This window comes from Pseudomonas sp. LBUM1671, assembly GCF_059695685.1.
Window position 1 is genome coordinate 2,540,042 of record NZ_CP166782.1, and the last position, 17,583, is coordinate 2,557,624.

General features: G+C 60.3%; 19 protein-coding genes and 2 pseudogenes. 10 read left to right on the forward strand and 11 right to left on the reverse strand.

Features of this window, described 5'->3' with window-relative positions:
- Positions 1-43: 43 nt before the first annotated feature.
- On the forward strand, positions 44-1,267 hold the full coding sequence (locus ACA060_RS11715; RefSeq protein ID WP_497318215.1) for a methyl-accepting chemotaxis protein: 1,224 nt from the start codon (positions 44-46) through the stop codon (positions 1,265-1,267).
- A gap of 187 nt (positions 1,268-1,454) precedes the next feature.
- Here the strand turns inward: ACA060_RS11715 and ACA060_RS11720 are convergent, their stop codons facing one another.
- The 3 genes from ACA060_RS11720 to ACA060_RS11730 form a co-directional block, all read right to left on the reverse strand.
- Entirely contained in the window at positions 1,455-1,694 is a 240-nt protein-coding gene (locus ACA060_RS11720) for a DUF2789 domain-containing protein (protein WP_084323168.1), read from the reverse strand.
- A gap of 120 nt (positions 1,695-1,814) precedes the next feature.
- Complete coding sequence (locus ACA060_RS11725) at positions 1,815-2,045, reverse strand: hypothetical protein (protein ID WP_403097639.1); 231 nt, start codon at positions 2,043-2,045, stop codon at positions 1,815-1,817.
- Positions 2,046-2,204: 159 nt separating this feature from the next.
- Positions 2,205-2,453 carry a hypothetical protein gene (locus tag ACA060_RS11730; RefSeq protein WP_497317378.1) on the reverse strand — a complete coding sequence of 83 codons (249 nt, stop codon included), beginning with the start codon at positions 2,451-2,453 and terminating at the stop codon, positions 2,205-2,207.
- 431 nt (positions 2,454-2,884) lie between these two features.
- On the opposite strand from ACA060_RS11730, the gene ACA060_RS11735 reads away from it, so the two are divergent.
- From ACA060_RS11735 to ACA060_RS11745, 3 genes are all read left to right on the forward strand, one after another.
- The gene (locus ACA060_RS11735) at positions 2,885-3,334 is read left to right on the forward strand and encodes a hypothetical protein (RefSeq protein WP_497318218.1); all 450 of its coding nucleotides are present in this window, start codon (positions 2,885-2,887) and stop codon (positions 3,332-3,334) included.
- Positions 3,334-3,537, forward strand: a complete 204-nt coding sequence (locus tag ACA060_RS11740; RefSeq protein ID WP_497317380.1) for a hypothetical protein — start codon at positions 3,334-3,336, stop codon at positions 3,535-3,537. The genes ACA060_RS11735 and ACA060_RS11740 overlap by 1 nt, the downstream gene beginning before the upstream one ends.
- A 118-nt stretch (positions 3,538-3,655) precedes the next feature.
- Entirely contained in the window at positions 3,656-4,672 is a 1,017-nt protein-coding gene (locus tag ACA060_RS11745; RefSeq protein ID WP_497317382.1) for an ABC transporter substrate-binding protein, read from the forward strand.
- A 95-nt stretch (positions 4,673-4,767) separates the two neighbouring features.
- Here ACA060_RS11745 and ACA060_RS11750 read toward each other — a convergent pair.
- Positions 4,768-4,848: pseudogene (locus ACA060_RS11750) on the reverse strand (DUF2946 domain-containing protein); the annotation flags it as partial.
- Between the two features lie 95 nt (positions 4,849-4,943).
- Here ACA060_RS11750 and ACA060_RS11755 point away from each other — a divergent pair.
- Positions 4,944-5,381 carry a DUF3995 domain-containing protein gene (locus ACA060_RS11755; protein ID WP_497317384.1) on the forward strand — a complete coding sequence of 146 codons (438 nt, stop codon included), beginning with the start codon at positions 4,944-4,946 and terminating at the stop codon, positions 5,379-5,381.
- Between the two features lie 143 nt (positions 5,382-5,524).
- Here ACA060_RS11755 and ACA060_RS11760 read toward each other — a convergent pair whose 3' ends face one another.
- The 7 genes from ACA060_RS11760 to ACA060_RS11790 all read right to left on the reverse strand — a co-directional run bounded on the left by ACA060_RS11760 (position 5,525) and on the right by ACA060_RS11790 (position 12,887).
- Positions 5,525-5,887, reverse strand: a complete 363-nt coding sequence (locus tag ACA060_RS11760) for a Na+/H+ antiporter subunit G (protein WP_109629933.1) — start codon at positions 5,885-5,887, stop codon at positions 5,525-5,527.
- Entirely contained in the window at positions 5,884-6,162 is a 279-nt protein-coding gene (locus tag ACA060_RS11765) for a K+/H+ antiporter subunit F (RefSeq protein ID WP_007935991.1), read from the reverse strand. The genes ACA060_RS11760 and ACA060_RS11765 overlap by 4 nt, the downstream gene beginning before the upstream one ends.
- The gene (locus ACA060_RS11770; protein WP_109629936.1) at positions 6,159-6,647 is read right to left on the reverse strand and encodes a Na+/H+ antiporter subunit E; all 489 of its coding nucleotides are present in this window, start codon (positions 6,645-6,647) and stop codon (positions 6,159-6,161) included. The genes ACA060_RS11765 and ACA060_RS11770 overlap by 4 nt, the downstream gene beginning before the upstream one ends.
- Positions 6,644-8,329, reverse strand: a complete 1,686-nt coding sequence (locus ACA060_RS11775) for a monovalent cation/H+ antiporter subunit D (protein WP_109629939.1) — start codon at positions 8,327-8,329, stop codon at positions 6,644-6,646. The genes ACA060_RS11770 and ACA060_RS11775 overlap by 4 nt, the downstream gene beginning before the upstream one ends.
- Complete coding sequence (locus tag ACA060_RS11780; RefSeq protein ID WP_007986256.1) at positions 8,326-8,670, reverse strand: Na+/H+ antiporter subunit C; 345 nt, start codon at positions 8,668-8,670, stop codon at positions 8,326-8,328. The genes ACA060_RS11775 and ACA060_RS11780 overlap by 4 nt, the downstream gene beginning before the upstream one ends.
- Positions 8,670-11,588 (reverse strand): monovalent cation/H+ antiporter subunit A, encoded by a 2,919-nt coding sequence (locus tag ACA060_RS11785; protein ID WP_497317387.1) that lies wholly within the window; start codon positions 11,586-11,588, stop codon positions 8,670-8,672. Before ACA060_RS11785 ends, ACA060_RS11780 begins: the two co-directional genes overlap by 1 nt.
- A 273-nt stretch (positions 11,589-11,861) precedes the next feature.
- On the reverse strand, positions 11,862-12,887 hold the full coding sequence (locus ACA060_RS11790; protein WP_497317389.1) for a DMT family transporter: 1,026 nt from the start codon (positions 12,885-12,887) through the stop codon (positions 11,862-11,864).
- On the opposite strand from ACA060_RS11790, the gene ACA060_RS11795 reads away from it, so the two are divergent.
- From ACA060_RS11795 to ACA060_RS11815, 5 genes and pseudogenes are all read left to right on the forward strand, one after another.
- A complete protein-coding gene (locus ACA060_RS11795; protein WP_497317391.1) occupies positions 12,882-13,445 on the forward strand; it encodes a helix-turn-helix domain-containing protein in 564 nt (187 codons plus the stop codon). The two genes, ACA060_RS11790 and ACA060_RS11795, sit on opposite strands and share 6 nt — an antisense overlap.
- A gap of 164 nt (positions 13,446-13,609) precedes the next feature.
- A complete protein-coding gene (locus ACA060_RS11800; RefSeq protein ID WP_497317393.1) occupies positions 13,610-13,948 on the forward strand; it encodes a hypothetical protein in 339 nt (112 codons plus the stop codon).
- A gap of 264 nt (positions 13,949-14,212) precedes the next feature.
- Positions 14,213-15,124, forward strand: a pseudogene (locus ACA060_RS11805) (acyl-CoA dehydrogenase family protein).
- A 3-nt stretch (positions 15,125-15,127) separates the two neighbouring features.
- Entirely contained in the window at positions 15,128-15,895 is a 768-nt protein-coding gene (locus ACA060_RS11810; RefSeq protein WP_497317395.1) for an ABC transporter ATP-binding protein, read from the forward strand.
- A gap of 14 nt (positions 15,896-15,909) precedes the next feature.
- Positions 15,910-17,343 (forward strand): FAD/NAD(P)-binding protein, encoded by a 1,434-nt coding sequence (locus tag ACA060_RS11815; RefSeq protein WP_497317397.1) that lies wholly within the window; start codon positions 15,910-15,912, stop codon positions 17,341-17,343.
- Positions 17,344-17,583 lie beyond the last annotated feature (240 nt).

Genomic DNA, 17,583 nt, shown 5'->3' on the forward strand with positions numbered 1-17,583 from the left:
GCAACTCGACGCGGCGGCGCGAATCGTCAGCAACGCCGAAGTGATGATCGCGACCGAAAAAGCCACCTCGACACTTAGCCGCGAAGCCCTCAGTGCCGCCAGCGAAGCTCATCAGAGCAGCGCAGCAGGGCGCACGGAACTGATCGAGTCCATCAGCCGCATGCATCAGCTCAGTCAGCGCGCCAGTAACAGCCGCGAACTGATCGAGGCCCTGAGTCTGCGCAGTGACGATATTCAACGGGTCACGTTGGTGATTCAGTCCATCGCCAGCCAGACCAACTTGCTGGCGTTGAACGCCGCGATCGAAGCGGCCCGGGCCGGGGAGCACGGTCGTGGATTTGCGGTGGTGGCGGATGAGGTTCGCGGTCTGGCGGCGCGCACGGCGACGGCGACTGGTGAAGTCGGGGAGATGGTCGCCGATATCCAGCGACGCACGGCGCAAGTGGTGGAGCAGATCCGCCAACTGTCCAGCGACCTCGACATCGGTGTCCAGCAGGTCGAGCACACTGGCCAGCACCTGGAAAACATTGCGCGCCTGGCCGCTGGCGTCGAGAGTCAGGTCGGGGAAATCGCCAAGGGCGCGGACACTAATCGCGAACAACTCGACAGCCTGTTCCACGCCATCGAACAAATGCGCAGTGACCTGGCGGTCAGTGACCAACAGACCCAGCGACTGGCCCAGGCTGCGGTGCAAATGGAAGGTCAGGCCGAAACCATCAGCGAGCGTCTCGCCGAAGTCGGACTGGATGACTACCACCAACGGATTTATGACCTGGCCCGCGAAGGCGCCAGCCAGATTGCCGCGCGTTTCGAAGCGGATATCGATCAGGGTCGGGTCAGCCTCGATGACCTGTTCGATCGCAGTTACCAACCGATCCCCAACACCAGCCCGGCCAAGTTTCAGACCCGCTTCGATCGCTACACCGATCAGGTTTTGCCGGCCATCCAGGAACCGTTGCTGCCGCGTCATGAAGGCCTGGTGTTTGCCATCGCCTGCACCCAGCAGGGTTACGTGCCGACCCATAACAAAATTTTCAGTCAGCCGCTGACTGGCGATGCGCAGGTTGATACGGTGCAAAATCGCACCAAACGCAAATTCGCCGACCGCACCGGCATCCGCTGCGGCAGCCATCAACAGCCGGTGTTGTTGCAGACCTACACCCGCGACACGGGCGAACTGATGCACGACCTCTCGGTGCCGATCATGGTCAAGGGCAGGCATTGGGGTGGGTTGCGGTTGGGCTACAAGCCCGAGAGTCCTCGCTAAAGGCGTGATGCTGGTTTTTGTGGCGATTGGGCTTCCCGTGGCGAGGGGATTTATCCCCGTTCGGCTGCGCAGCAGTCGTAAATCCGGACAATTCAGTATGTCTGAACGGACGCCGGGGGCCGCTTCGCGACCCAACGGGGATAAATCCCCTCGCCACAAGGTTTATCGTTTAGCTCAGGAATAGATGTCAGTGAACCTGATGCATACGCAGGTTCAGGTCATCGACCACCCGCGCCCAATCGGCGTCTTCACGTAATTGTTCTTTGAGGAAGCCGGCTTGTTGCGGCGTCCAGAACTCGGCATCGATCAATTTCTTGTCGTCGGCCAAAGGCGAATGGCTGGCGATGAAATCGTCGATGGCTTTCTCGCTGGAGTCCAGACCGAGCTGGTCGAACAAACCTTTCAAGTCGTGTGTAGGTGAATCCATCTTTATCTCCTTGCGGTCGCGATCTGAGGTGCGGCTTCATTGCATCTGAGGGGGCCGCGCGTCAGGAGTTCGAAAGCGGTGTTGGAAAGCAGGAGAGAGCGTAGACGGCAAATCCGACGATCAGGCTTTCAATGCACCGTTATCGACGGCAAGTTTCAGCTCTTTGGCAGCTTCCTGGGCGGCAACGGCGGCGACATCCGAGGTTTTGAACCAGCGATCCTTCTCGACCTGGTGATACGTCACCGCGGTCAAGGGAGGTTTGGCACGCATGACAATGACTGCCTGGAATTCGCCTTCGACCTCTCTGGCTTCGCCCCGGATAAAAAATTCACCGATATCAAATTCCGTCACGTAGCTGCCTTCCCTTGGAAATATGTTGTTGTATTGAACGCCGTCCGTCCTGGGGACGGATTTCATTGGTCGGGCAGTATGGCAGCAGTTGCCTGCCGGCGGCTGAGTTAAGTCGCCGGTGTGACGAAACGTCTATAGGCATGAAGACAGACGAGGGCGTCAGCCGCGTAGCTCGAATGAGCGGGCGAGGGCGCAGGCTTCGTTATGGCAGCCACGGAAACCTCTTACACGACCCGTGGAAATTTCCTTGATATGGAAGAAGGAACTGCCCGCCAGCACGACCTGAAAGCGCGGCAGCAGAAGGCTTTCAGGCTGCAACTCATGGGGCTGGTACATCGCCGGGTGCAAGGGGGCGGAGCTGTTTAAGCGCGTTGCCTGCGAGGAAGCGAAGTGAGTCATGGTGCACATGTGAAGTCCTTTTCATTGTTTTACCGACGTGTGTACGTCGTTTTGGGTAGTCTCGGTGAGCATGGCTGCTCTAGAATCACCAACACCGGTTGGCGAATGGTGTTCATCTAAAGCAATTTTTTACTGGCGATATGTCGGAAAAGTGCTTTTTTTAGAGAGAAACTTCCCTAAAGTTGGTAATCCGGTTTCCTCTGGCTGCAAGAAGGGCGTTTTCCTTCAACACCTGACGACTTTCACAGAGGACGGCGCGAGTGGTATTCCAGTAATCTCACTGTCCTCGCGAGGCATGAGCACTCTGCTCGGCTCAGGATTTCAATTCGGGTCTTACGGTAAAACTTCGGCATGGCCGCTTTTTTCTGCTGTGCGCTTTTTCTGCGTGCGGCATCAATTTCAGATGTGGGGATGTTTCCTTGGCAGTAAGTAATCTCGATATGCATGCTTTGTTCGTGCTGGGTGATTTGCGCGCAAAGCTGGTTAAACAGTTCCAGTCACGTTTCGTTTACATCACCGAACAGAACGCTGAAGGCATTTACATTGCCGAGATAGACACCGAAGAGGCGTTGGTGGTCGATGACAAGCCAGGGCTCAAGCTCAAGGTCGGTGATCATTTCAGCGCTTCGGTATTGCCCAGTCGTGAAGGCGGCAAGCTCGACATCAAGTTCCGTGAAATCAAACTGACGGTGTACGGGCTGGGCGATTACGCCTTTGTCACCACCGCAGACGGTCAAGCGGTTGTGTTCAAGGAAGGTCATAGCGTGGTGATGGTCTTCGCCGCCCACCAGCAATTGCAGGAAGGCCTGACCAAAACCCTGAAAGCCGTAACCGCCAAAGCCGCCAAGTGGCGCAAGGGCGAACTGGTGACGTTCAAGGCCAGCGAGTAATGACCCTGGCCCGCGCCGATTTCCACGAACTGAACCAGGCCAGTGCGCAAGTCGAAGCCCGGCGACTGTTCGAGCAGAAGGCTGTTCTGCAGGGAGGCTGGCTGAATTGGGTGGCGTCACAGATCTACACGCTGCGCCCGGCGGCGTACGCCAGCATGGTAAGAAGAGAGCTGGCAAGCTTGCAGGAAACTTCCGAAAAGTAATTCATGCCCCCTCGAATGCAGGAACCTCTACTACAGTCAGTTGACTGAGTATTCAGAGGCTTGCGGTCTTCTGTCAGGCCATCCTGCTATTGCTGTGAACAGCACGAGGTGCAAAAGCATGAAAGGATTTCGACGGTTGCTGGCCGTTGCCCTGGCCACGTTGGGTGTGTTGAGTTCGCCCGTTCCGGTATCCGCTGCCCAGGCGCCGATTCACTTCGCCGACCTGAACTGGGAAAGCGGCAGCCTGATCACCGACATCCTGCGGATCATCGTCGAGAAGGGCTACGGCCTGCCGACCGACACCTTGCCCGGGACCACCATCACCCTGGAAACCGCCTTGGCCAACAATGACATTCAGGTCATTGGCGAAGAGTGGGCCGGTCGCAGTCCGGTCTGGGTCAAAGCTGAAGCCGAGGGCAAAGTCGTGAGCCTGGGCGATACGGTCAAGGGCGCGACTGAAGGCTGGTGGGTGCCCGAATATGTGATCAAGGGCGACCCGGCCAAAGGCATCAAGCCGCTGGCCCCGGGTTTGCGAAGTGTCAGCGACCTGCCCAAGTACAAGGACGTGTTCAGCGATCCGGAAAGCCCGGGCAAGGGACGCTTCCTCAACAGCCCGATTGGCTGGACATCGGAAGTGGTGAACAAGCAGAAACTCACCGCCTATGGCCTGAACGACAGCTATGTGAATTTCCGTAGCGGTTCCGGGGCGGCGCTGGATGCAGAGATCAGTTCGTCGATCCGTCGTGGCAAGCCGGTGCTGTTTTATTACTGGTCACCGACGCCGTTGCTTGGGCGCTTCAAGCTGATTCAGCTGGAGGAACCGCCCTTTGATGCCGAAGCCTGGAAAACCCTGACGGACGCTGACAACCCCAATCCGAAACCGACGCGCTCGCTGGCCTCGAAGCTCTCGATCGGCGTGTCCACGCCCTTCCAGAAACAGTATCCGCAGATTGCCGATTTCTTCAGCAAGGTCGATTTCCCGATCGATCCCTTGAACAAGGCACTGGCCGAAATGAGCGAAAAACACACCCCGCCACGGCAGGCGGCAGAGGCGTTCATGAAGGCGCACCCAGAGGTTTGGCAGGCATGGTTGCCGAAGGATGTGGCGGATAAGGTTTCTGCCAGTCTTCAGTGACAATTGTGGCGAGGGGGGCAAGCCCCCTCGCCACAGGATGAGAGCCTGACGGTCGATGTAGCCATTGCCGGTGTTGTGGCTGACGTAGAGTCGCGACTGCAGGCGAACACGTTGAACAGGACGCAGCAATAAAGCATCCAAGCCATCAATGTGCGATCAGTTCGGGCGAATTTCATGGAGCGGCGCTTTATCACCGTCGATAACAAATACCCTTACAAAAACGTTCAAGGAGGTTCATCCTGCTGCGACATTTCACGCTGGATGTCTGAATATGAGCCTGATGATCGCGCAAGGGATGGCTACCATCTTCCTGTTGATCAGCCTGATCCACCTGTACTGGGCGGCAGGTGGAAAGTTGGGTAGCGAGGCGGCGGTGCCGCGAATATCACCAGACGGTGGCGGGGAACCCAGGCCGGCGTTCAAACCGTCGGGGTTTGCCACGTTGCTGGTCGCGGTGGGATTGCTGTTGATCGCGATGCTGGTGTGCCTGCGGGTCGGGCTGTACTTGCCGGCGGTGCAGCACTGGGCGCTGCAATGGGTGATCAGCGCCATTGCGATGCTGATGTTTGCCCGGGCGATCGGCGATTCGAATCTGGTCGGGTTCTTCAAGCAGGTCAAGGATTCGAAGTTTGCCCGGCTCGACACCTGGGCGTATTCGCCGTTGTGTGTGGTGTTGGGGGCGGGGTTGTTGGCAGTTGCCTGGATCTGAGTCGTTGCAGTAATAGCCATCGCGAGCAGGCTCGCTCCCACATTGGATTTTCAGTGAACACAGATTTTGTGTCTGACAGAGATCAACTGTGGGAGCGAGCCTGCTCGCGATGAGGCCCGCCCAATCAACAAAAACGTCTGAACCTAACTCCCGCTTTCCGTGCGCCGGCTACTCACCTCAGCCGGCACATCATCCCCCGCCATGCGCTTGCGAAACAGCGCCGCCCGCGCCAGCAGCAATGTTGTCACCGGCACTGTGATCGACAACAGGATCGGAATCAGCCAGGCATGCAGCACCGGCCCGGACTTGAGCGCCGAAAAGTAAATGATCGACGCCAGCGCCACACACCACGCCCCCAATGTCGAAGCCAGCGCCGGCGGGTGCATGCGCTGGAAATAATCCTTCATACGCACCAGGCCAATGGCGCCGATCAGCGCAAACACGCTGCCAAGCACCAGCAGGATCGCCACCGCAATCTCAATCCACAGAGACAGTTGCGTGTTCATTCGATCACCTCGCCACGCAGCAGGAATTTGGCCAGGGCAAACGAGCCGACGAAGCCGAACAGGGCGATCAGCAGCGCCGCCTCGAAGTAAGTGTCACTGGCATAACGAATGCCTAGCGCCAGCATCATCAGCATCGCAATGATGTACAGGTAGTCCAGCGCCAGAACCCGGTCCTGGGCCGACGGGCCTTTGAACAGGCGAATCAGGGTCAGGATCATCGCCAGGGAAAAAATGAACAGGCTCAGCAGGATCGCGTTCGACAGCAATTCGCTCATTCGAAGATCTCCATCAGGGGGCGCTCATAAGTCACCTTGAAGTGCTCGATAAACAGCGCTTCATCGTCCAGATCGAACACGTGCAGCAACAGGATGCTGCGGTCCAGCGCCAGTTCCGACCAGACCGTGCCGGGCACCACCGTGCAGATCATCGACAGCGCCGCGAGGCCGTTGGCATCGCGCAAAGCCAGCGGTACTTTAACGAAACGCGAGCGCGGTGGGCGGCGACCAGCGTTGAGCACGCCCCAGGCGACGACGAGGTTGGACACCAGCACGTCGCGACCGACCATAAAGAACAAACGCAGGATCACCCCTGGTCGACGAATTCGGATCGGCAGCGGCCGCAGCTTGCGCATCATCAGCGGCGCGCAGAGCCCCAGCATCGCGCCGAGCAACAGATTGCCAGGGCTCAGCGAGAGGTTCAGCAGCAGCCACAGCAGCCACAACGCCAGTGACAACCACGGTGCCGGAAACAGATGCTTCATGGCTGCACCTCCAGCATCGCCGCACGGGCTTCCGGGCTCGGCACCACACGCGTACCCAGCACCGCCATGACGTATTGCTGCGGATTGTTCAACGCATTAGCGGCTGCCTGGGTGTAGCGCAGCAGGGGTTCGGCCTTGAAGGTCAGCGCAACGCTCAGCCCCAGCAGGACGATGATTGGCACGCATTCGAAACGGCGCAGCAAGGGTGACGGCCGTTCTTCGGGGGTCCAGAAACGCTGGATGCCCAGGCGTGAGAAGGCAATCAGCGACGCCAGCCCGGACAGAATCAACAACGCCAGCAAGCCCCACGCCGCATTCGACACCGGTTCATCAGCGCCATTGCCCAACCCCAGCGGGTTAAGCAGGGCGCTGAGCAGGCTGAGTTTGCCGATAAACCCGGACAGCGGTGGCATGCCGATGATGAGCAGCGCGCAGGCAATGAAGCTCAAGCCGAGGAACGCCACGGTCCAGGGAATCACCTGGCCGACCACGGCTTTCTGCTCGTCATCGAGGTTGATGCCTTTGGGCGGTTGCAGGGATTCCATCGGCCGTGGCAGCAGGTCGCCGTCGTCGAACAGCGGCATTTCGTTGGCCGAACGGGAGCGCTCGATCAACTCGGCCAGAAGGAACAGCGCGCTCAACGCCAGGGTCGAGCTGACCAGATAGAACAGCGCCGCGCCGATCAGGTTCGGCTGGGCGAAACCGATGGCCGACAGCAGGATCCCGGCCGACACCAGAATGCTCAGGCTGGCCAGGCGTTCCAGCCGTTGTGCGGCAAGAATCGCCACGCCGGCGCAGGCGATGGTCGCCATGCCGCCGTAGATCAGCCAGTCGCCGCCAAAGTACGCCGACGCCCCGGCCTGCCCGGAGAACAGCAGGGTCCACAAGCGCAGCAAGGTGTACACGCCGACCTTGGTCATGATCGCGAACATCGCCGCCACCGGCGCGCTGGCCGCCGAATAGGCCGGCACCAGCCAGAAGTTCAGCGGCCACATCCCGGCCTTGGCCAGGAACGCTACGGCGAGAATTCCCGCGCCGGCATGCAGCAGGCCGCGATCGGCTTCCGGCACCAGCGGGATTTTCAGTGCCAGATCGGCCATGTTCAGCGTACCGGTGACCCCATAGATCAGCGCTGCGCCGATCAGGAACAGCGACGACGCCAGCAGGTTGATCGAGATGTAATGCAACCCCGACGACACCCGCGCCCGGCCCGAACCGTGGAGCATCAGGCCGTAGGAGGCTGCCAGCAGCACCTCGAAGAACACGAACAGGTTGAACAGGTCCGCCGTCAGGAACGCGCCGTAAAGTCCCATCATCTGAATCTGGAACAACGCATGGAAACTCGAACCGGCGCCGTCCCAACGGGCCATGGCGAACAGCAAGGCGCTGACGCCGATGATCCCGGTCAGCACCAGCATCAACGCCGACAGGCGATCGACCACCAGCACGATACCGAACGGCACCTGCCAGTTGCCCGGCAGGTAGACACCGATCGAGCCCGGCACGCCGGTGGTTTGCGTCCATTGCAGCAACAGCACGGAAATCCCCAGGCCCAGCAGGCTGGAGAACAGGTTGATCTTGGCTTTCAACGGGCGGTGTTTCTCGCCGAGCATCAGCATGATGGCGGCGGTCAGCAGCGGCAGCAGAATCGGTGCGGCGATCAGGTGCGTCATCGCAGTCATTCTTTAGGCTCCCGGCCATCGACATGGTCGGTCCCGGTCAAGCCCCGGGAGGCGAGCAACACCACTAGAAACAGCGCGGTCATGGCGAAGCTGATCACTATGGCGGTCAGCACCAGCGCTTGCGGCAAGGGGTCGGTGTAATGCAGCAAGTCCTGCGGCACGCCGTCCTTGATGATCGGCTCCTTGCCGATAAACAGGCTGCCCATGCTGAAGATGAACAGATTGACGCCGTAGGACAGCAGGCACAGGCCCATCACCACCTGAAACGTCCGTGGCCGCAGGATCAACCAGACGCCGGACGCGGCCAGTACGCCGATGGCGATTGCGATGACTTCTTCCATCAGACGGCTCCTTTGGTGGCGACGGATCTGGGCAGGGCTGCGGTCTTGTGACCCCGAACCGATTGGTGGGCGAGGGCGGTGAGGATCAACAGCGTCGAACCGACCACCACGGCGTACACGCCGATGTCGAAGAACAGTGCGCTGGCGATGTGAATGTCGCCGAGCACTGGCAGTTCGAAATGCCAGGTGTGGGTGGTCAGGAACGGATACCCGACCGCCATCGCACCGAGCCCGGTGGCCGTGGCGAACAGCAGGCCGGTGCCCATCCAGCGCAGCGGTCGAAGGCTCATTTGCGCCTCGACCCACTGGGTGCCGGCGACCATGTATTGCAGGATGAACGCGACCGACATCACCAGCCCGGCGACAAAACCGCCGCCCGGTTGGTTGTGCCCGCGCATGAACAGATAGAAGGACACCACCACTGCAATCGGCAGCAGCAGGCGCACCAGCACCGCCGGGACCATCATGAAACCGAGCGCGGTGTCGCTGGCGTGACGCGGGTTGACCAGGTCGGTGACGACGTCGGGTGCGAGCAGGCGCTGCTGGGCCGGCAACTGCAGGCTTTCTTTCGGTGGGCGGAAGCGTCGCAGCAGGGCGAATACGGTCAGGGCCACGGCCGCCAATACGGTGATTTCACCGAGGGTGTCGAAGCCGCGGAAGTCCACCAGCATCACGTTGACCACGTTGCTGCCGCCGCCTTCGGGCAGGGCGCGACTGAGGTAGAACGAAGAAATGTGGTTCGGCGTCTGGCGCGTCAGCATCGCGTAGGACAGCAACGCCATGCCGCCGCCGACGGCGGTCGACAGCAGCAAGTCGCGGATACGCCGCACGCGCGCCTTGCGCAAGGTGCTCGGCAGTGGCGACACCTCTTCGATCCGGCGCGGCAACCAGCGCAGACCGAGCAGGATCAGCACCGTGGTCACCACTTCGACCACCAGCTGCGTCAGCGCCAGGTCCGGTGCCGAAAACCAGACAAAGGTCACGCAGGTCATCAGACCGCAAACGCTGACCATGGTCAGGGCCGCGAGCCGGTGATACTTGGCCTGCCACGCGGCGCCGAGGGCGCAGGCAATCGCCAGCAGCCAGAGGGTCACGAACACGATCGAGCCGGGAATTTTCGGCCGGTCGCCCCAGCTCAGGCTGCTGTGCAGCATCGGGATCAATCCGGCAAACACCGCTGCGAGGACCACCAGGAATAATTGGGTTTGCAGGCGTTTGGTGCTGCCCCGCCGCTCCAGCCGACGGGCCAGGCGCATCATGATCACCAGGCTGCGCTCGAACTGGCGCTTGCCGTTGAACCGGCCAATGATCGGCGGGTATTTGAAACGCCCGAGTTTGAGCTGCTTGCGCAACAGCAGATAGAGCACGATGCCGCAGGACATGGCGATCAGGCTCATGATCATCGGCGCGTTCCAGCCGTGCCAGATCGCCAGGCTGTATTCGGGCAAGGTTCCGCCCACCACTGGCAGGGCCGCCGCGGCCAGCAACGGGCCGACCACTTGCGCCGGGAAAATCCCCACGATCAGACACGCGAACACCAGCAACTCCACCGGCGCGCGCATCCAGCGTGGCGGTTCGTGCGGGGTGTGGGGCAGGTCGGTGGCGGTCGGGCCGAAGAACACGTCAACGGTGAAGCGCAGCGAGTAGGCGACGCTGAAGGTGCCGGCGATGGTCGCAACGATCGGCAAGGTCATCTCGACCCAGGCCGTGGCGTTGATGAACACGGTTTCGGCGAAGAACATCTCTTTTGACAGGAAGCCGTTGAGCAGCGGTACGCCCGCCATCGAGGCGCTGGCGACCATCGCCAGGGTCGCGGTGAACGGGATCAGCTTGATCAGGCCGCTGAGCTTGCGGATGTCCCGGCTGCCGCTTTCGTGGTCGATGATCCCGGCGGCCATGAACAGCGAGGCCTTGAACGTGGCGTGGTTGAGGATATGGAATACGGCGGCCACGGCGGCCAGAGGGCTGTTCAGACCCAATAGCAGGGTGATCAGGCCGAGGTGGCTGATGGTCGAGTAGGCCAGCAAACCTTTGAGGTCGTTCTGGAACATCGCGCAGTACGCGCCGAGCAACAGGGTGCAGGCCCCGGCGCCGCTGACGATGTAGAACCATTCTTCACTGCCGGACAGCGACGGCCATAGCCGTGCGAGCAGGAACACCCCGGCCTTGACCATGGTTGCCGAGTGCAAATAGGCCGAAACCGGTGTCGGTGCCGCCATCGCATGGGGCAGCCAGAAGTGGAAGGGGAATTGCGCACTTTTACTCAGGGCGCCGATCAGGATCAGGGGTAGCAGGATAGGGTAGAGGTGGTTCGCGCGAATCAGGTCGCCGGCGGCCAGGACCTTGTCCAGGTCATAGCTGCCGACCACATGGCCGAGCAGCATGACCCCCGCCAGCAAGCACAGTCCACCGGCGCCGGTGACCATCAGCGCCATATAGGCGCCGCGTCGCGCATCGGCGCGGTGGTGCCAGTAGCCGATCAACAGGAAGGAAAAGAGGCTGGTCAGCTCCCAGAAAAACACGATCTGGATCAGGTTGCCGGAGATCACCAACCCAAGCATCGCGCCCATGAACGCCAGGAAAAACGCGAAGAACCGCGGCACCGGATCGTCCGGCGACATGTAATAGCGGGCGTATAAAGAAACCAGCGTGCCGATGCCCAGCACCAGCATCGAGAACAGCCAGGCGAAACCGTCCATGCGCAGGACGAAGTTCAGGCCCAGGCTGGGCAGCCAGAAGAACTCTTCACGAATGACGCCGCCATCGGCGATTTGCGGGTACAGAAGGGCAACCTGCACGGTGCCTATCAAGGCAACCAGGCCAGCCAACAAAGATTCGGTGTTACGCGCGTTGTGAGGCAGCAATGCCGCCAGACAGCTGCCGATAAAAGGCAGAAGCAGTAGAACTATCAGGGACATAGGCTTCTAATCTGCGGAAGTTTGTGAAGCATCATACGTGCCAGCTCCCCGATCACCAAACGCCAAGCTGTCGCAGAATCCTACAAGGTAGATGGAAAAAGCCTGATTTACATTGTTTCAAAGGGCTGTATTCAGCAGGTCTGGCCTCTTCGCGAGCAAGCCCGCTTCCACAGTGGATTTACTGTGTACACATAACCTGGGCACAACACAGTTCCAGTGTGGGAGCGGGCTTGCTCGCGAAGGCGATCTACCATACGCCACAGATAATGCGGTTTAACCCTGAGTTTCGCGTTCCAGCTCTTCCTCCGCCGCAGCCGCCTTACCCTTGGTCTTCAACTCACTCACAATCACCGCCGCCACGATCAACCCCGCGCCCACCAGCGCAATTGCCGGCAACCGTTCCCCGGCGATCCCTCCGACAATCCCGGCCCACACTGGCTCCCCGGCATAAATCAACGTCGCCCGGGTCGGCGAGACACTCTTCTGCGCCCAGTTCATCGCCACCTGAATCGCCGCGCTCGCAGCCCCCAGGCCCAACGCACTGCACAGCAACAGCCATGAGAAATCCGGGATCACTTCCTGAGTCGGCACCACCATCAGGAACGACAGCACCGACGTGGTCGCCAATTGCACCACCGTTACCCGCCGCACATCGACCTGGCCGGCATAGGTGCTGATCAAAATGATCTCCGCCGCAATCGCCACGGCGCTGATCAACGTGGCGATTTCACCGGGACTGAAATTAAAGGAAGCACCAGCCGGCCCGGACAGCAGCATCAACCCGGTAAACGCCAGCATGATGCCGATGCTCGGCATCAGCCCCGGACGCCGCCCCAGCACCAGCCATTGCAGCAATGGTACGAAGGGCACGTACAACGCGGTGATAAACGCCGACTGACTGCTGGGAATGCTCTGCAGTCCGACGGTCTGCAAGCCATAACCGAGCATGATCGCCACGCCGATAAACGCCCCGGCCTTGAGTTCGAACAGGGTCAGTTCCCGCAGATGACGCCAGGAGAACAGCGCCACAATGATCGCTGCCGCGGCAAAGCGCAGGCCGACGAAAAACATCGGTCCGCTGACGGTCATCGCATGCTGCACCAGCAAGAATGTCCCGCCCCAGACCATGGTGATCAGCACGAGCACGCACTCGGCTTTGCTGAACCGCGAGAAACGGGAAGAAGTGTGAGGGGCGTTCACAGACGTCATGACCTTGCGTACTACCTGAGGGCGACGCACAATGCGCCGAATGTTGCGCAGTATACTGCCCAACCCCACCGAGTGAGCAATATAGTGCACAAAGATTCTCCCCAGCGGGCTTCGGTCCTCCAGCACGTCAGCCAGAACGTCCGACGCCTGCGCCATGCCGCCGACATGAGCCAGACCGCGCTGGCCGAAAAGTCCGGGGTCAGCCGCCGCATGCTGGTGGCCATCGAGGCCGGCGAGAAGAACGTCAGCCTGACCACCCTCGACCGCGTGGCCGAAGCGCTGGACGTGGCGTTCAGCGATCTGATCCAGGCCCCGGATGCCCGCGACCCGAGCCGCATCAACGAAGTCGCCTGGGCCGGGACGATTCCTGGCAGCAAAGCCGTTTTGCTGTCCAAAGCCACCGCCACTCGCGAAGTGGAACAGTGGGAGTGGTGCCTGCAACCGGGGGAGGTTTATCCGTCGCAGCCGGATGCGGAGGGCTGGAGTGAACAGATCTATGTGTTCGAAGGCTGCCTGACGTTGATGCTGGGCGATACCCCCCATGAGATCGCGGCCGGCGAGTTCTACATGTTTGCCAGCGACCAGCCCCATGCCTATCGCAACGATGGGCCGGTGGCGGCGCGATTTGTGCGAAACGTGGTGATCTAAGCCCTGATTACCGCTCATCGGAAATGAGCACATACCTGTTATTTCTGACAGTAGACGTTAAACGTCATTGAGCTCTCAATAGCGTTCAGCGCTTCATAACTTCAGCGGTGCAAATTATCTGCTGATAGCGCTTCTCTCGAACGTGTACTAGAAGGAATCAGGAAATGGATTTGGACCCGCTTAAAATTAAAGAAGCTATCGATGGGGTGATCACGATGTCGGCGGTCGAAGAGGGCGGGACGGCTATTATTTCTTGTTGGTCTGATGCTTCTCGTGGTGATGAAGTTGATATTCACATTAAAAAAGAAGTTGTCTACACCTATACACTTACGGGGCTGGAAGGTGAAGAGATAGAGGTGGTGGTGCCAAAAGAATTCTTCCTGAACAACTCAGGCCAGGGAAAGGTTCCTTTCACGTATATGGTCTACTGGGGTGGCGGTGGTATCGGAGTGGAGTCAAAACCGGTTTCCTATGAAATTCACTTGGCTGAGAGATCAATCTAAACTTCCCTGTTTATAAGCAGGGAGGACTTATAAGTTGGTTTTGATTGCTGCTTCGATGGCATGCTCAGCGTTCTCTAAGCGAGAGCGCTGACAAGTTCCCCTACATGCTGTTGCTCAAGCAACAGGTAAACGTCAGTTTGCTGCATATTCTTTATCGGATAATGCATGTTTTTTTGCATAACCAGTTGAATAATAAGGAATAGATATTCTGGCACGGCTTGTGAAAGAGATCTCGGGTACTCACCCGAAATCCGGAGTCGGCCCATGACAGCCTCTGCCCAAGCCCCTCGCACCGCCCACGTCATCCACTCTGACGCCGAAGCCATTGCCGTCGCTCACAAGCTCGCCGCACGCTTCGCCGTCGAGGCCAGTGTCCGCGACCGTGAACGACGCCTGCCCGTCGCCGAGCTCGACGAGTTCTCCGCCAGCGGTCTCTGGGGCATCACCGTTCCCAAGCCATACGGCGGCGCCGGCGTTTCCTACGTGACCGTCGCCGAAGTGATCAAGATTATTTCCGTCGCCGACTCATCCCTTGGCCAAATTCCGCAAAACCACCTCGGCGTCCTCGACATCCTGCTGCAAACCGCCACCGAAGAGCAGAAGCGCTACTACTTCGGCAAAGTGCTGCAGGGCTATCGTTTCGGTAATGCCTTCTCCGAATCCAAAAGCAAAAACGCCGGTGCCTTCGAAACCCGCATTCGTTTCGACAAAGCCGGCACGGATTTCGAGATCCACAAACGGCTCAAGTAGAACATCCTCGACAAGGGCAAAAGCGACCTAAAGGACCTGAAGAATTTCGGCAGCGTCTACTACAACTCCGGGCTGGTGAACGCCGCCGTGATGGTCGAAGCGATCCGTACCGCCCAAGGCAAGTTCGGCAAGCGCCCGCTCAATGGCGAGGAAGGGCGCTGGGGCCTGGAACACCTGAACATCGACGATGCGCGGCTCAAAGACATGGGCTACTTCGGTTTGATGCAGAACCTCAAGCTGTCCTGCAAGGATCACGAGGGTGGCGGTTCGGCGCGGGTTCAACAATGGGACGGCGCCAACTGGACGCTGATCAGCGACTGGATCCCCGCCGACCGTGCACTGTTGCGGCCATTGATCGATGAGAAATCCGCCGCCTTCGCCAAGGAAAAAGGTCTGACGCCACGCACCTGCACCGGGGATGAATAAGCCATGAGCCAAGCCGCCAGCGACATTGCTGCCCAGGACCTGTTGCAGGTCAAAGACATCGAGGTGATTTACGACGGCGCGATTCTGGCCGTGGCGGGCGTGTCGCTGACGGTGCCCAAGGGCGGCATCGTGGCGTTGCTCGGGGCCAACGGCGCGGGCAAAAGCACCACGCTCAAAGCGATCTCCGGGTTGGTGCGCGCCGAGAGGGCGGAAGTCAGTCGCGGGAGCATCGAGTTTCTAGGGCGCGATACGGCGGGTGTCGATCCAAGCCTGCGGGTGCGCCAGGGCATGGTCCATGTGCTGGAAGGTCGCCACGTCTTCCCGCAACTGACGGTCGAGGACAACCTGCGCAGCGGCGGGTTTGTCCGGCGTTTGAGCCGTCAGGACATGGCCCGTGATCTGGAGCGCATCTATGCTTGGTTTCCGCGCCTGAAAACCAAGCGCAAGACCCAGGCCGGGCTGACTTCCGGCGGCGAGCAGCAAATGGTCGCCATCGGTCGGGCGTTGATGACGCGTCCTACTTTGGTACTGCTTGATGAACCTTCCATGGGATTGGCGCCTATTATCGTCCAGGAGATTTTCGAGATCGTCGCGCAACTCAATCGCGACGAGCAGGTGAGCTTCCTGATTGCCGAGCAAAACATTAACGTGGCACTCAAATACGCATCGACGGCCTACGTGTTGGATACCGGTCGAGTGGTGCTGTCCGGGAGCAGTGAGGCGCTGCTGGCGCGGGGCGACCTGCACGATTTCTATTTAGGTAAACATTGACCAGTGAGAACGCCATGACTCAAACCCAACGCGCACAGGCGACCGACGCCATCCGCCACGCGGACATCCTGATCGTTGGCGGCGGCCTCAGCGGCGCGATGCTGGCGGCGCAGTTGCTGCGATTGCCCGGCAAGCGTTCGGTGCTGGTGATCGAGCCGCGCGCCGAACTCGGCCTTGGCGAGGCATACAGCGCGGTCGAGCTGGGCCATACGCTCAACGGCAACGCCGCACGCATGAGCGTCGACCCGGACAACGCCGACGACCTGACCCAATGGCTGACCGAGCACATCGCGGCGGGTGGCTGGCCGGAGTCGGATGAGCAGCATGTGCCGGTCAGCGAATTGTTCCCGCCTCGGGGGCTGTTCGGTGTCTATGTGCAGCAGCGCCTGGCGGAGGCGCAAGCGGTGGGGGCGGTGAACGGTTCAACGGTCGAGCATGTGCGGGCCGAGGTGGTTGATCTGCAAACCCGCGATGATTCGGTGTTGCTGACCTTGAGTGACGGGCAACGGTTGCAAGGCGCTTACGCGGTGCTGGCCACCGGGATGTTTCCCGCCGCGCGCACGCCGCAGACCGAGTCCAGCGGTTTGAACGCTGCCGCGCTCGATCCGTGGGATGTCGCGGCCATGCGCCGGTTGGACCCGCAGTCGACAGTGCTGATCATCGGTTCGGGCCTGACCATGGTCGATGCCGTGGTGTCGCTGGAACAGGCCGGGCATCGCGGGCCGATCGAAGTGTTTTCCCGTCATGGCTTGCTGCCGCACGTGCGCCGGCAGCCGCCAACGTGGGTGGATTTTCTTGCCGAGGACCTGAGTATTCGCTCACCTCGACAGTTGGTGCGCGAGCTGCGCCGGCATTGTCGGGACGCCATTGCTCAAGGCATCGACTGGCAGGCACCGCTCGACACCGTGCGGGCACATATTGGCCGGTTGTGGAATCAGGCGACGGACGTGCAGCGACGGCAATTTGTGCGGCATGTGCGGCCCTGGTGGGAAAGCCATCACCACCGCTCGCCACCGTTGAGTGCCGAACTGGTTGCACGGCTGCACGAGGAAGGGCGGTTGCGGATTCAGGCGGCGTCGTTCAAAGGGCTGGAATCGACGGTCGAGGGGCGGGTGAGCATTCGCATCCGCCGTCGTGGTGAGGTTGAAACCACGGTTGTGAGCGGCGCGGCGTTGATCAATTCCAGCGGCATTGAATACGACTGGCGCCGGGTGGCTCGACCGTTACCGCAGCAACTGTTGGCTCGCGGGCTGATTCAACCGGGGCCGTTGGCGTTGGGGATTGCGGCTGCAGTTGATGGCGCAGTGCTGGACGCTGACGGGAAGATCGCCGAACGCCTGTTCGCCATGGGCCCGCCGTTGCGCGGTATGTGGTGGGAAAGCACGGCTGTCACCGACGTGGCGAGCCAGGCCAAAGCCCTCGCCGAACGACTCACCCGGTTTCTGTAGCCGCTTCCGTTGTGGCGAGGGGATTTATCCCCGTTCGGCGGCGCAGCCGTCGTGAAACCTGTGATCGCGGTTCGCCTGAAACACCGCGGCGTCTGATTTCACGACTGCTACGCAGCCGAACGGGGATAAATCCCCTCGCCACAATGCAAGCTCGACAGCTGTTACGGGATCAATGATCACCTGAAATGAAGAAACCCCGGGTAGATCGGATCTACCCGGGGTTTCTTGTTTCAAGCAGGC

Excerpts from the sequence above, each read along its gene's own strand:
- ACA060_RS11715 (WP_497318215.1), top strand. The coding sequence starts at position 44 with ATGATCGCGACCGAAAAAGCCACCTCGACACTTAGCCGCGAAGCCCTC.
- ACA060_RS11720 (WP_084323168.1), bottom strand. The coding sequence starts at position 1,694 with ATGGATTCACCTACACACGACTTGAAAGGTTTGTTCGACCAGCTCGGT.
- ACA060_RS11730 (WP_497317378.1), bottom strand. The coding sequence starts at position 2,453 with ATGTGCACCATGACTCACTTCGCTTCCTCGCAGGCAACGCGCTTAAAC.
- ACA060_RS11735 (WP_497318218.1), top strand. The coding sequence starts at position 2,885 with ATGCATGCTTTGTTCGTGCTGGGTGATTTGCGCGCAAAGCTGGTTAAA.
- ACA060_RS11740 (WP_497317380.1), top strand. The coding sequence starts at position 3,334 with ATGACCCTGGCCCGCGCCGATTTCCACGAACTGAACCAGGCCAGTGCG.
- ACA060_RS11745 (WP_497317382.1), top strand. The coding sequence starts at position 3,656 with ATGAAAGGATTTCGACGGTTGCTGGCCGTTGCCCTGGCCACGTTGGGT.
- ACA060_RS11755 (WP_497317384.1), top strand. The coding sequence starts at position 4,944 with ATGAGCCTGATGATCGCGCAAGGGATGGCTACCATCTTCCTGTTGATC.
- ACA060_RS11760 (WP_109629933.1), bottom strand. The coding sequence starts at position 5,887 with ATGAACACGCAACTGTCTCTGTGGATTGAGATTGCGGTGGCGATCCTG.
- ACA060_RS11765 (WP_007935991.1), bottom strand. The coding sequence starts at position 6,162 with ATGAGCGAATTGCTGTCGAACGCGATCCTGCTGAGCCTGTTCATTTTT.
- ACA060_RS11770 (WP_109629936.1), bottom strand. The coding sequence starts at position 6,647 with ATGAAGCATCTGTTTCCGGCACCGTGGTTGTCACTGGCGTTGTGGCTG.
- ACA060_RS11775 (WP_109629939.1), bottom strand. The coding sequence starts at position 8,329 with ATGACTGCGATGACGCACCTGATCGCCGCACCGATTCTGCTGCCGCTG.
- ACA060_RS11780 (WP_007986256.1), bottom strand. The coding sequence starts at position 8,670 with ATGGAAGAAGTCATCGCAATCGCCATCGGCGTACTGGCCGCGTCCGGC.
- ACA060_RS11785 (WP_497317387.1), bottom strand. The coding sequence starts at position 11,588 with ATGTCCCTGATAGTTCTACTGCTTCTGCCTTTTATCGGCAGCTGTCTG.
- ACA060_RS11800 (WP_497317393.1), top strand. The coding sequence starts at position 13,610 with ATGGATTTGGACCCGCTTAAAATTAAAGAAGCTATCGATGGGGTGATC.
- ACA060_RS11810 (WP_497317395.1), top strand. The coding sequence starts at position 15,128 with ATGAGCCAAGCCGCCAGCGACATTGCTGCCCAGGACCTGTTGCAGGTC.
- ACA060_RS11815 (WP_497317397.1), top strand. The coding sequence starts at position 15,910 with ATGACTCAAACCCAACGCGCACAGGCGACCGACGCCATCCGCCACGCG.